Source organism: Taishania pollutisoli, from assembly GCF_014518315.1.
Classification (GTDB): domain Bacteria; phylum Bacteroidota; class Bacteroidia; order Flavobacteriales_D; family Crocinitomicaceae; genus Taishania; species Taishania pollutisoli.
In genome coordinates this window covers 1-13,513 of sequence record NZ_JACVEL010000018.1, presented here as the reverse complement: position 1 = coordinate 13,513, position 13,513 = coordinate 1, and the positions used below count along the sequence as shown (strand labels likewise).

13 protein-coding genes are annotated in these 13,513 nt (G+C 41.2%); 12 read left to right on the top strand and 1 reads right to left on the bottom strand.

Annotation, left to right across the window (positions count from 1 at the left end):
- The first annotated feature begins 47 nt into the window (after nt 1-47).
- The 5 genes from hemA to H9Y05_RS15465 all read left to right on the top strand — a co-directional run bounded on the left by hemA (nt 48) and on the right by H9Y05_RS15465 (nt 4,180).
- Entirely contained in the window at nt 48-1,280 is a 1,233-nt protein-coding gene (gene hemA / locus H9Y05_RS15485; RefSeq protein ID WP_163490354.1) for a glutamyl-tRNA reductase, read from the top strand.
- Nucleotides 1,281-1,303: 23 nt separating this feature from the next.
- Nucleotides 1,304-2,191 (top strand): hydroxymethylbilane synthase, encoded by an 888-nt coding sequence (gene hemC / locus H9Y05_RS15480; protein ID WP_163490353.1) that lies wholly within the window; start codon nt 1,304-1,306, stop codon nt 2,189-2,191.
- Nucleotides 2,192-2,881, top strand: coding sequence for a uroporphyrinogen-III synthase (locus H9Y05_RS15475; RefSeq protein ID WP_163490352.1), 690 nt, complete (start codon nt 2,192-2,194; stop codon nt 2,879-2,881).
- A 285-nt stretch (nt 2,882-3,166) separates the two neighbouring features.
- On the top strand, nt 3,167-3,634 hold the full coding sequence (locus H9Y05_RS15470) for a hypothetical protein (RefSeq protein WP_216714793.1): 468 nt from the start codon (nt 3,167-3,169) through the stop codon (nt 3,632-3,634).
- A gap of 12 nt (nt 3,635-3,646) precedes the next feature.
- Nucleotides 3,647-4,180 carry a hypothetical protein gene (locus tag H9Y05_RS15465; RefSeq protein WP_216714792.1) on the top strand — a complete coding sequence of 178 codons (534 nt, stop codon included), beginning with the start codon at nt 3,647-3,649 and terminating at the stop codon, nt 4,178-4,180.
- A 55-nt stretch (nt 4,181-4,235) separates the two neighbouring features.
- Here H9Y05_RS15465 and H9Y05_RS15460 read toward each other — a convergent pair whose 3' ends face one another.
- Nucleotides 4,236-5,177 carry a hypothetical protein gene (locus H9Y05_RS15460; protein ID WP_216714791.1) on the bottom strand — a complete coding sequence of 314 codons (942 nt, stop codon included), beginning with the start codon at nt 5,175-5,177 and terminating at the stop codon, nt 4,236-4,238.
- A gap of 82 nt (nt 5,178-5,259) precedes the next feature.
- Between H9Y05_RS15460 and H9Y05_RS15455 the strand changes: the two genes are divergently transcribed.
- From H9Y05_RS15455 to purD, 7 genes are all read left to right on the top strand, one after another.
- Nucleotides 5,260-5,823: a hypothetical protein gene (locus H9Y05_RS15455; protein WP_163490348.1), complete on the top strand. Its 564-nt coding sequence runs from the start codon at nt 5,260-5,262 to the stop codon at nt 5,821-5,823.
- 97 nt (nt 5,824-5,920) lie between these two features.
- The gene (locus H9Y05_RS15450) at nt 5,921-7,720 is read left to right on the top strand and encodes a tetratricopeptide repeat protein (RefSeq protein ID WP_216714790.1); all 1,800 of its coding nucleotides are present in this window, start codon (nt 5,921-5,923) and stop codon (nt 7,718-7,720) included.
- Nucleotides 7,721-7,816: 96 nt separating this feature from the next.
- Complete coding sequence (locus H9Y05_RS15445; protein ID WP_163490346.1) at nt 7,817-8,470, top strand: LysE family translocator; 654 nt, start codon at nt 7,817-7,819, stop codon at nt 8,468-8,470.
- Between the two features lie 42 nt (nt 8,471-8,512).
- The gene (locus H9Y05_RS15440; protein ID WP_216714789.1) at nt 8,513-10,234 is read left to right on the top strand and encodes a toxin-antitoxin system YwqK family antitoxin; all 1,722 of its coding nucleotides are present in this window, start codon (nt 8,513-8,515) and stop codon (nt 10,232-10,234) included.
- Nucleotides 10,235-10,351: 117 nt separating this feature from the next.
- A complete protein-coding gene (locus tag H9Y05_RS15435; protein WP_216714788.1) occupies nt 10,352-11,305 on the top strand; it encodes a DUF6427 family protein in 954 nt (317 codons plus the stop codon).
- An 86-nt stretch (nt 11,306-11,391) separates the two neighbouring features.
- Nucleotides 11,392-12,078 (top strand): phosphoribosylformylglycinamidine synthase subunit PurQ, encoded by a 687-nt coding sequence (gene purQ, locus H9Y05_RS15430; RefSeq protein WP_216714787.1) that lies wholly within the window; start codon nt 11,392-11,394, stop codon nt 12,076-12,078.
- A gap of 18 nt (nt 12,079-12,096) precedes the next feature.
- Nucleotides 12,097-13,371 (top strand): phosphoribosylamine--glycine ligase, encoded by a 1,275-nt coding sequence (purD, locus tag H9Y05_RS15425; RefSeq protein ID WP_163490342.1) that lies wholly within the window; start codon nt 12,097-12,099, stop codon nt 13,369-13,371.
- The last annotated feature ends 142 nt before the right edge of the window (nt 13,372-13,513 follow it).

Here is a 13,513-nt window from a genome sequence, read left to right as displayed (position 1 = left end):
GACAATAAAACCGCAAACCCTTCGCAACTTTGCAGTGTTAATTGAACATGGCATTAGACTCATTTCATAGCATCATCTTTACGCATCGCAACTTGTCGGTGGATGACATCGGATCGTTACACATTTCAGAAGACGTTCAAAAAGACCGTCTGAATGAAATTAAACAACGGTTTGCGTTGCCGGAGCTCATGTTTTTGTCTACCTGTAACCGGGTAGAATTTCAACTGTGCACCAATGAAGAAGTCAATCACACGTATTTATCCGATTTCTTCCGGACACTGTATCCGCAATTAACAGAAGAGCAGCTTTCGAACTTTCTCCACTCTTCCGAAATCTTTTCGGGAATAGAGGCAGTAAAACATTTATTGCGCGTTGCATCATCGATCGATTCCATGGTGGTTGGAGAACGGGAAATCATTACACAGGTCAGAAATGCATACGAACTGTCAAAAGCAAATGGATTGACAGGAGATTTCATCCGCTTGTTGGTTAAACATACAATTGAAACCGCAAAGCAAGTTTATACTGAAACCAATATTGCCAAAAAACCTGTTTCCGTTGTTTCACTGGCTTATCACAGGCTGAAGCAAATGAACATTCCGTTGGATGCACGCATTCTGATCATCGGGGCGGGTGTGACCAATACCAACATGAGTCGCTTTCTGAAAAAACACGGATTCAGGAATTTTGTTGTGTTTAACAGGACACTTGCAAAAGCACAGGCATTGGCACAAGACCTCAACGGACGTGCGTTCCCGTTAACAGAGCTGGCATCCTTCAACGAAGGATTTGATGTAATCATCACATGTACCGGTTCCGAAAGCCACATCATTTCACCTGAATTGTACGAAAGCTTACTGCAAGGAGAAACAGATAAAAAAGTGGTGATTGATATTGCCATTCCACAGGATTTAGCTCCTGAAATTAAAAACAAACACAAAGTCACTCATATTTCTGTTCACCTGCTTCAGGAAATTTCCAACGAAAACCTGAAAGAAAGAAGTAAGGAAATTGAACATGTAGAGGTTATTTTAGCTGAAAAAATAGAAGAGTTCAAGCAATTGCATAAATTGAGAACCGTCGAACTCGCTATGCGGGAAGTCCCTCAAAAAGTAAAAGACATTAAAACAACCGCACTGAACCAGGTCTTTAAAAATGATTTGGATGCATTAGACGGCGAGTCCAAAGAAATTTTGGAAAAGGTTATCAACTACATGGAAAAAAAGTACATGAGTATGCCCATGCTGATGGCAAAAGAAATTCTCTTGAAAACCAATTGATCCGTAATCAGGATTAAATAAATATGAAAAAAATTACAATCGGCTCCAGAGGAAGTGACCTGGCTTTGTGGCAGGCAAATCACATCAAACGACAACTGGAAACATTGGGAGCAGAAGTGTCCATCACCATCATCAAAACACAGGGCGACGCCATTCAACACCTGAGCTTTGACAAAATGGAAGGAAAAGGATTCTTTACAAAAGAACTGGAAACAGCATTGCTTGACCAATCCATTGACCTGGCTGTTCATTCTCACAAAGATCTGGAAACAAATTTCCCGGAAGGGTTGACAATCGCTGCGGTTTCTGAACGTGAAGATCCGAGTGATTTGCTGTTGATTCACAAAAATGCCGTTGACGAAAGCCAAAAATGGGGATTGAAACAAGGAGCTGTTGTCGGAACTTCATCTGCACGAAGAAAATCACAGGTGATGCGTTACCGACCGGATGTCACCATTCAGGATTTACGGGGAAATGTTCCCACACGCATCCAAAAGTTAGCAGATGGTGGTTACGATGCCATCTTACTGGCAAAAGCGGGAATCGACCGGCTGAAGATCAATTTAGATAATTTCCATGCTGTCGTCTTAGATCCGAGAGCCTTTGTTCCTGCTCCTGCACAAGGCGTACTGGGTCTTCAAATTCGCGAGAATGATGTAGAATTAGCGAAATTGCTTTCGCAGTTAAATCACACGGCTGTTCAGCAACGCATTGCTGTGGAACGAAAGGTGCTGAACCTATTGCAGGGAGGATGCCAATTGCCGTTGGGAGTCTATTGTCCGGATGAGCAAAACGTGTATGTTTCCTACGGTGAAAACTGGGAAGACGGAGCTATTCTTGCACATTATGAAGTAGAAGACCTGGAAAATATTGCCGAAATCATTGTGGAAGATCTTCAGAATCCGGAATAAATGCAGCAAGAGGAACATAAAATCCATCGTCCGTCGACCCGTTTGTTTATATCAAAAGCGGAAAGCGAACTGGAAGTGTTACCTCGTTTCTGCAACGAACAGCACATTTCACTTTCAGCACATTCATTTCTAACCTTTGAAGCCACTCCGTTTCACATCACGAAACCTTTTGAGGTCATCTTCTTTGCCAGCCCGAGAGCTGTGCGATTTTTTTTTCAGCAAGAAACCATCGCTGATACCACACTGATTGCCGTTGCGGGAGAAACAACCCGGAAAGCTGTTACGGAACTCGGAAAACAGGTTCATTTTTCACCGGAAAACAGTGGGAACATCGAAGAAAGTACATTGGCATTTTCCCGCTGGGTAAACCACCGACACGTGTTGTTTCCCACTTCCGACATTTCACAAAAGAGCTACACACAGCATCTTCAACAGGAACAGTTAGAAATTATTCCGATCTATAAAACGCAAATTTCGACTCAAAAAATCGAAGAATGTACCATTTATGTGTTTACCAGCCCTTCAAATGTTACTGGTTTCCTCGCATCCAATACTTTTCCGGAAAACGCAACCGTCATTGCCTGGGGAGAAACAACGCGTGCTGCTTTATCTCCTTTTGTTAAAACGGATGCGCTCTTAGTGCTTGAGCAAGCCACAGAGAAAAACGTAATAAAGCTTATAGAAAGTTAAATTACCACAGGGCAAACGCATTTAAAATTTTTCAGGCTAATTTCTTTAATGATTTGTATAAAAATAGCTCGCCAAGCCGCTAAGGTATTGTCTCATTCCGAGTTACATCTTTGCGCCCTTACCGTCTTTGCGAGAACAGGTTAAATGCATTATTTATTCCTTCTCTTATCTCTTGCTAAACATTTTAAACAGAATTTAAATAGTCAATTACTTGTTAAATCATCTTTAATGCTAAAAAAATCACTTCATTATTAAACCTTTTTCGTCGTTGGCTGTCTGATGGATATGAGCAAGGAAAAAAACAGATTGGATTCCATTCAGGCGAAACAACCGGATTATCCGGATGCGGAGTTTTTCAAGCAATTGGCCGGACGTGTAATCGCGGAACACGAAAACCCTTTTGTCAACAAAACACCGTTTTATAAACAACCGGTTGTGCGATGGATTGCTGCTGCAGCGGCGCTGGTTCCGTTTGTGATCTTCTTTGCCCGCACCAATCAATCCCCTTCAACACGTACATCTCTTACAGGGCTGGATAACATTCCTCATGAATCGATTCGGGAGTATGTACAGGATCAAAAAGAAGCAACTATTTTGCTTGCTTTTGAACCGGCTGCTCCGAAAGAAAATGCAGTAGCCAACACGACGGTAAGTCAACTGACAAAAGAAATCAAAAAAGAAGAGATCAGCAGTTACTTACAGGAAGAATACGGGGATTGGGAAACAAATGACGAATCAGAATTGTATTATTAAAATCAATAGCACATGAAACAGTTGAGTAAAGCGTTGAGGGCATTTGTAGTGATGTTTTTCGCAACAAGTATGGTGTTTGCACAAGACGGATCAAAGCCGGGTGCAGATAAGAAAAAAGAAAATTTTGAAAAAATCGAAGCAGCAAAAAAAGAATACTTCACGCAGGAATTGAAATTAACCGATAAAGAAGCGGAAAAATTCTGGCCCGTACATGACGAATTCTCAAAAGCAAACCGTGAAAACCGCAAAAAGCAACGGGAAATCGGAAAAGAACTCCGTAACGGGTTTGATTCCATTCCGGAAAAAGACGTTCGCACAAAAATGGAAGCAATGCTGAGTCTGGAAACTGCTGACGTGCAGCTTAAAAAAGATTACCTCAACAAAGCTGCTGACGTAATCGGGTACAAACGCGCTGCTAAATCACTACACCTGGAGCATGAATTTAAACGTGAATTGATGGACCGTGTGAAAGACAAAGAGCACGGAAGAGGTCCGAATCCGGGAAGAGGGGAATTCAGAAAAGCTCCGGTAGAAGAAACGGAATAAAAACAGAAAGGCTCCGAAATCCGGGGCTTTTTTGTTGCCAGTAAATGAGTATTCCTTAGATGCGTTTGCGAATCCGCTTCAAATCTCTGAATTGCATGACCATATCCCGTGGAGTGCATCTGAATAAAATCGGGTAGTCATTCTGATATGAAAACGAAGACATCCCGTTTGGATTCTGAACCGGTAACAAATGAAGTCTATTACACAACTTCTGGTTGTAGACCAAATTGGAATAATAGGATATAAACGACAATGCGGCTGTATATTTCGATGCCTGCCGGATAATTCCGACACCGACACCATCATAAAAAACACCGAACTTGATACTTTGATTCGGATAAACAAACAACTTCCCGTCTTTTTGTACATGCGACAACCGGCTCAATACATACGGTGCTGTTTGAACCGTATCTCCGGGAGTTGCTGTCTGACCTTCTATTTTTTCCAGCCACGTAAGTGACTTGTTCATGTTTTTCCGGCCAAACTGAAACAATACAGAAGCCTGAAATGCCGCCATCTCTTGTTGATTCAATTCATTTTTCCATTTCTTTCCGTACGTCAGTTCGTTGTACTGAAAGCCACGGTTCTTCTCCGCACCTGTAATGACATACGGATCCAACCCTAAAATCATCCAGTCCGACTGAGGAGCAACAAACCCTTTGTTTTCCCACGTATGTGTTTCTTCAATTGTATGAAGGACATTGTTTTTTGCTAAAAAATCCAGTGCATAAGTCGACTTCATCAACACAAGATCAAAAGTTGAATTGTACTTTTTTTCGTTGTAATGTGCGACAATCGAATCAACACTCATCGGAAGAATCACAATTTTGATGCGTTCCCGCTTTTTAAAATCTTTAAAGAGAATACTATCTGCCGGAGTCAGAAAATCCGATGCAATGTATAACCGTTTTGGTTTTTTAGACTCCACAACGGGCGTGTTACAGCCATGTAATGACAGTAAGATCAGAGCAACAACAGCAAATACCATTCGATTCATGCGCTAAAATTAATGATTTATATACGTATAGCCAGCAATAACGGAATTTTACTTTTCCATCACAATTCATTATCTTAGTGCTATGAAATTTGTCTTTCTGCTCATAGCATCTTTGGTTGTTTTTTCGTGTACAGACATGAAAAAGGGGAAACAAATGGAGCAAATCACCGCATTGCAAGCAGCATTGGACAGCCTGGAAAAAGAATGGAATAACCAGGAATCGGGTACCATAGATAGCTTGTCTGTCATCTGCTCCGCTAAAATAGATTCCATCAGCCTGTTGTATAATGACCAGAAAATTGACCTTGAACTGGCATCCAAAATTGACCGGTTCAAACAATCAAATAATGATTTAAAAGAACTGAAAAAGATTCATTCTTTTTTTCCGAGTCTGCTTACAGAGAAAAAGCAAGCACTGGCTTCGCTGAAAGCAGATGTCAATAAAGGAAGCGGAAGAAGAGAAAAATACGACGAATACATCGATTTTGAAACAAAAGAAATGGCCACCATTCGGCAGCAATACCAGGAGTACCTCCGGACAAAAGAACATTGCATCGAATACTATACCTCATCCAGTGATGCGGTCACCGATTTTTTAACGGGCTTGAAAAATACCCGGGAAAATCAGGAAAAAATCGCACGATAATTGTAGTTTTCCTTGTAATTTTATCCCTATGAACACATGCAATTATAGCTTTCCCTCACTATTCAGACATTTCACCCTGTGCATGTCCCTGATGTGCATGTCCCAATCACTGTATGCACAGCCCGGAACAGACGCGCAGCTGGCAAATCATTATTACAATAACGGGGATTATGCAAAAGCAAAAGAATATTATGAAAAATTGTACAAACGGGAGCCGATAAAGCTATACTTTGAACGATACTACCAGTGTCTGGTCGCTGAAAGTGATTGGAAAAATGCGGAAAAACTATTAAAACAACAGGTCGATTACAGCAATGGTGAAGTGGAATACAATGTGATGCTCGCCCAGTTTTATGAGGACCGCCAGGAACAGCCAAAAGCCGATAAGATCTATAAATCGCTGGTAGATAACATTTCTCCCAACCCGACCGCAATCATTAACCTGTTTAATGCCTTCAAATCAAAAGGAAAGAATGACCTGGCATTTCAGACCATCACGAAAGGGCGAAGTTTATTGAAAAATTCATATCCCCTGCATTTCCAGTTTGCGGAATATTACGGTGCAACAAAAGAAACAAAAAAGATGATCCAGGAGTACCTCGATCTGGTCGATTACAGCGCCAATTATAAAACCTCCGTGCAGAATATTCTTTCGCGCATCATTGATTTTTCCGCGACCTCTTCTGAAGAATACACCACACTGAAAACGGAATTACTGCAACGAACGCAAAGCAGACCCGATGACATTGTGTTATCCGAGTTAGTAACCTGGTTTTTTATTCAAAGTAAGGATTTTCCGACTGCGTTGATGCAGGAACAGGCCATGGATAAGCGGATGGATCTGAAAGGGAGACGTGTATACGACCTGGGGATCATCTGCGTAGAAAACAATGATTATACAACAGCACGGAAAGCTTTTACATACGTCAAAAACCTGGGAGAAAACGCTCCACTCTATTACCAGGCAGAAAATGCCATGCTGAATACCCGCTATAAAGAAATCATAACCGCCCGAAATCTTTCCGCCACTGAAATGAACGAAACGGTAAGGGAATATGAATCCACCATTGCACGCATCGGAAAGAATTACCGTTCACTGCCACTGATCATTGAGTTGGCACACATCCAGGCATTTTACAACGACCGGGCAGCAACAGCGATTGACCTATTGAACGACGCGTTAAAATTGGAACGGCTTACAGACATTCAAAAAGCGGAAATAAAGATGAAACTGGGAGATATTCATGTCCTTCACGGTGATATCTGGGAAGCATCCCTGTTTTACATGCAAGTAGATAAAGACTTTAAATTTGAACCCATCGGACAGGAGGCGCGTTTTAAGAATGCACGCATTTTTTATTACGACGGAGAATTTAACTACGCCCAATCACAGCTCGATGTCCTGAAACAGGGAACTTCCAAATTAATTTCCAACGACGCCATTCAACTCTCTCTGTTGATTACAGATAACTTCGGGCTGGACAGCAATTACCGGGCAATGTTCTGGTTTGCAAGTGCCGATTTGTTAATTGAGCAGCACAAATACACACAGGCATTCCAGTTATTCGACAGCATCATCAGGCAATTTCCGTATCACAGCCTGGGTGATGAAATCCTGATCAAAAAATCACAGGCGATGCAGCAACAGGGAAAATGGTCGGAAGCACTGGCATACCTGGATGAGCTGCTGAAATATTACGGAACTGATATCCTGGCGGATGATGCCTGGTTTATTAAGGGAGAAATCTACCAGAATCATCTGTTTGACAATGAAAAAGCAATGGAATGTTACAAAGAAATCTTGTTCAAATACCGGGGATCACTTCACACTACCGAAGCACGGAAACGTTTTCGGGAATTGCGCGGGGATACCATCAAAGAAGATGAAGAATTGTAGATGCATCGCTACATCCGACATTGTTTTTTCGTGTAAAAACACAGTATTTGAACAGGAAAAAGTATTTTTGTAGAAACCTGATAAAAACTCAAATAATTGATCGACTTAATTCTAAAAGGTGTAATTACGGGATTTATTCTAAGTGTAATGATCGGACCAGTATTTTTTGTACTGCTCGAAACAAGTATACGAAAAGGAATTCGTGCCGGTATTGCATTGGACTTCGGCGTTTTTATTTCCGATGTGATTTATATCCTGATTGCATTTCTTTTTTACAATGAAGTCAAATCACTTGCAGAGGGACAGAGCAAGGAAATTGCCAAAGGGATAGGAGGCATTTTGTTCATCGTTTACGGATTGTTTACCTTTTTCAAGAAACCAAAAAACGTTCCGTTGACTGTTTCAAAAGATAGAGAACCATCCGACTGGAAGGAATACAGAATGTTGTGTTTAAAGGGGTTTTTACTCAACCTGGCGAATCCGCTTGTCATTTTTTACTGGTTCAGTGTGCTTTCTCTCGGAGATGCGAATCATGTAGCCGGATGGAGTACACAAACAGTGTTATTTGTCTTCATTTGTATCATTCTACTGACCTTCTTTTCAATTGACATTTTGAAGATAGTGGGCGCAAAACAGTTACGACCGTTTATAACGGATAAACTACTGCAATCTCTGAATCACCTGATCGGGATTGTATTCATGGTTTTCGGAGTCGTACTTCTTGTGCAGGGAATTGTAGAAAAAATGTAACAATCATCCCCGATTGGTGTTATAACATAAATAAATAAATGTATGTGGAAGTTGTTGGTGTTGTTCGTATTGATTTCAATACAGACAGCCTTTTCTCAGGTAGATGAATACAAAGTGCAGAAGGAAAATCTGACGAAAAAAGAAAGTTTGTTTTACGATTTCAACAAAACAAAAATTCAATCACTCGGTGCTTATTACACGGATAAGCTGGGTGCAACTACCATGAAGCACGGAAAGTGGATTTATTACGACCGTGACGGAAAAATTGAAGAGGAACGTGAGTACTTCAAAGATATGCTACACGGAAAAGTAGTCCTGTATTACCCAAACTCCAGACCAAAACAGGAAGGATATTTTTACCTGAATCAACCTGACAGCATCTACCGCGAATGGAATGAAACGGGAAGATTGGCCGTAGAGGGAAATTATTCGTACGGAAAACCAAAGGGAACGTGGACTTATTATTACCTGGACGGACGAAAAAAATCAGAAGAGAAAACAAAAGATTCGATTAACCTGATGGAATCATTCTGGATGCCCGACTCCAATCATACACAAACCGTTAAGAATGGTACAGGTGAAATGATGACCTTTTATACAACCGGATCGTTAAAAGAATGGTACCATTACAAAGACGGATTGAAGCATGGTCCGTTTGAGGAATGGAGCATTTATGGCTACAAAACACTTACCGGTTCATTTGTTGACGGACAGAAAGACGGAGAGTGGATGTTTGCCTTCTATTCCGGTAAGACCGACAAGATCAGTAATTATAAAAACGGAAAATTAAACGGACCGTACAAAAATTTCTACGAATCGGGAAAAGTATATGCGGAAGGACAATACATCGATGGCAAAAAAACGGGGAAATGGACGTGGTACACCAGTGAAGGAACCCGTGATATGCAAGGAACATTTGTCGACGATCTGCAAGATGGCGACTGGACGTACTGGTACCCTACAGGTGAAGTTTCCTATACCGCCCACTACACAAAAGACAAAAAAACAGGCCAGTGGAGTTACTATTACAAAAACGGTAAAAAATTCAAAGAAGGTCCCTTTGTTGATGATCAAAAAAACGGTGTCTGGAAAACGTGGTACGAAGACGGGACATTGTTGATGGAAGGAGCATACGTCAACGGAAAAGAATCCGGAGAATGGAAAAATTACTGGGATGACGGTAAACTGAAGAATGTGTCCACGTTTTCAGAAGGAAAACTGAATGGTCAGTGGTATTCATACCTCCCCGACGGTAAAATGACCCTGGAAGGAACGTATAAAAACGGAATGAAAACAGGCCCCTGGATGGAATACTTTCAGAATGGTCAACCACGTGAGTTGAAAACATATAAGATCATTAAAAAGAAATCCAATGTCAACAAAGAAGGAAAAGGATCTAAAATTATTTACTCCAGTGAGCTGAACGGAAAATTCCAGGCATATTCCGATAAAGACGGAAGAATCATGGAAGAAGGAAACTATAAAAACGGGAACAAGGTCGGAACCTGGAATGCGTATCATCCGGGCGGGAAAATGAAAGCAGTCGTTTCTAACTACAAAAACGGTAAATTAGAAGGAGAAATGGCAACCTATGACAAACGCGGTAAAATTATTTCTACCTGCGATTACAAAGACGGGCTAAAACACGGAACGTTTAAACTCTATGACAAAAAAGGAAAAGTCACATCAGAAAAGCGTTTTTCTGAAGGAATGCTGATCATTGAAGGACAGGACAACAGACCAGGTTCGTTTAGTCCAAGGTAGTAAAATGTATAAAAAATCAAAGTAAAAAATGCTGCCTATCCCTATTTTACTGGCACTTTTCTAATTCGTCACGGATCATTGCTGTTATATTTCGAATAACATTAACTTTGTGCAGGAATGATTCGTTTGTTTGCCGAAAATAGAGCGTTGACGGTATTTTTATTGCCGATTTTTACAGTTGGATACGTCCTGCTGAATGCATTTTTTCCCTATTTTGAACTTTCCAATGAGATCGATTTCGGTTTATTCGGAACCTACACCGTTGCAAACCCCCTGGTAAAACAAATTGGCGGAGGGGCAATTGTTTTTTTGAATGCAGTGGCAATCAACCTGGTCTTCAACAATCAGAACTTTCACGAAAAAACCATTTACCTTCCTGCGTTTATCTACATTGTGTGGATGAGTTTCTTTGAAGAAATGTACAATCCAGGAGGTTTCCTGCTGGCCCATACCTTTTACATTTTCATTCTTTTTCAACTTTTCCGGTTGAACCAGAACGAAGATGGAAGAAGGCTGGTATTTAATGCCGCGTTTTTTGCTGGTGTTGCAACCTGTCTGCATCCCACAATGGTCATTTTGCTACCCTTCCTGTTCATTATGGTCTGGATACTTCGTCCGTTTGTTTTCCGGGAATCGTTGCTGCTGATTACAGGATTCATTACCCCACTGTTGTATGCAGGTGTACTGATGCTTTATCAACATGAAGCATTTCAGTGGAATTGGAAGCTGAACTTTGTTGCAATTGAAAACCAGCCGTTCAACTTATTTGTCATGGCCTCCCTGATTTTGCTGTTTATCCTGTTCAGTGCCTTCGGAATCAGGGCAAAATTGCAGAAAAGCAGCATCCGGCTCCGGAAACTTACCCGGATTCTCTGGGTCTTATTATTCCTGGCAGGTTGCATTGGTGTGACTGATTTTTTATTAGCACAACAGGAAGAATCATTTAGCCTGTTGTTTGTAATTCTGCCGTTCTTTTCCGTTTTTTCATTCGTGAAGAAACCACTGTCTGTTTTGGCAAACGGTTTATTTATAATCATTATTATCTGTTCTTTGCTGAAATTTTTCCTCTGATAAACTCGGTCAATCGCTCGATTTTAACTAATTTCGCATCCAAATTGAACGGGAAAATGAATTCCCTTTAAAATCTTGATTCAACTATGAAATTTGGTGTTGTTACATTTCCGGGCTCTAACTGTGATGCCGATATGATTTATGTATTGGAAACAATTATGGGACAAGAAGTTGAGCCATTGTGGCACAAAGACCACGATCTGAAAGGATGTGATCTGATCGTTCTTCCGGGGGGATTCTCTTACGGGGACTATTTACGTTCCGGTGCCATTGCCAAACTTTCCCCGATTATGGAGGAAGTGATCAAACATGCCAACAACGGTGGATATGTGATGGGGATTTGTAACGGGTTTCAGATTTTGACGGAATCAGGATTGCTGGACGGCGCATTATTACACAACAATACACAAAAATTCATTTCTAAAAATGTACACCTCAAGGTTGGAAGCTCCAACACGGCGTTGACAAAAGGACTGGACAGCAATAAAGCACATAAAATTCCGATTGCTCACGGAGAAGGACGCTTTTATGCCGGAGAAGACACGATGAAAAAAATTCTGGACAATGATCAGGTTTTGTTCTATTATGCAGATGAGGAAGGAGCTGTAACCGATGCTGCCAATCCGAACGGATCGCTGTTGAACATTGCCGGAATCTGCAATGAGAAACGAAACGTATTTGGAATGATGCCACATCCGGAACGAGCTGCTGACAGTGAGTTGAACAACATCGACGGGAAGGCATTTTTTGAATCATTATTGAAATTTTGTTAATACCATAGTACCAAACGAATGAGAGTTTTATTATTGGGATCCGGAGGGAGAGAGCATGCACTGGCATGGAAAATTGCACAAAGTTCAGCGCTGGAAGAATTATTCATCGCGCCGGGAAATGCGGGAACGAAAAACCACGGTAAAAACGTCGATATCAAACCTTCTGACTTCCCTGCAATAAAGAAGTTTGTACTGGAAAATGAGATTGAAATCGTTATTGTCGGACCGGAAGATCCGTTGGTGCTCGGCATCCATGATTTCTTCCTGAACGATGATGAACTAAAACACATTGGTGTGGTTGGTCCTCAGCAACATGCCGCTCAATTGGAAGGTAGCAAGGATTTTGCCAAAGAATTCATGAAGCGTCACCACATTCCGACAGCTAAATATGAAACCTTTACAAAAGATACGCTGGAAAAAGGATATGCATTCCTGGAATCCATGTCTGCACCATATGTTTTGAAAGCAGACGGTTTAGCAGCCGGAAAAGGCGTGTTGATTCTGCATGCACTGGACGAAGCAAAAAAAGAATTGAAGAATATGCTGGCCGATGCAAAATTCGGTGCAGCCAGTTCAAAAGTTGTCATCGAGCAATTTTTAAGTGGAATCGAACTATCTGTATTTGTAATTACGGATGGTGAATCCTATAAAATTCTTCCCGAAGCAAAAGATTACAAACGCATCGGAGAAGGAGACAAGGGATTGAACACCGGAGGAATGGGAGCAGTCTCCCCTGTTCCGTTTGCAGATGCCACTTTCATGGACAAAGTAGAAAACCAGATCATCATCCCGACGATCAAAGGATTAAAACAAGACAATATTCCCTACAAAGGGTTTATTTTCTTCGGACTGATCAATGTCAAGAACGAACCATTCGTGATCGAATACAACTGCCGCATGGGTGATCCTGAAACAGAGGTAGTAATTCCGCGTTTAAAATCAGATTTACTGGATTTATTTGAAGGAGTTGTGACAAATACACTTTCGGAACGCGATATTCAATTTGATGAACGAAGTGTGGCAACCGTCATGATGGTTTCCGGAGGATACCCGGAAGAATACGAAAAAGGAAAGCAGATTTTCGGACTAAACAGCATTACCAATTCCATTGTATTCCATGCGGGAACCACTTCCGACGGCCCGGCAGTAATGTCAGCCGGAGGTCGTGTTCTGGCGGTTACTTCCTACGGAAAAAACCTGGACAGCGCATTGGAGAAATCATATGCGAGTATTGATAACATTGAATTTGAAAAGGCATACTACCGAAAAGATATCGGGTTCGATGTTGTCTGATAATCAATAAATCTTCTAACTAAAAAGAGGCTTCGTCAATTGATGAAGCCTCTTTTTGTCTGGGTTGTCTCGTCCTGAAATAAGTTGACACAATTTATTTCATATGACATATAGTTCAGAACCTTCAAAGGTTCGCCGTAGT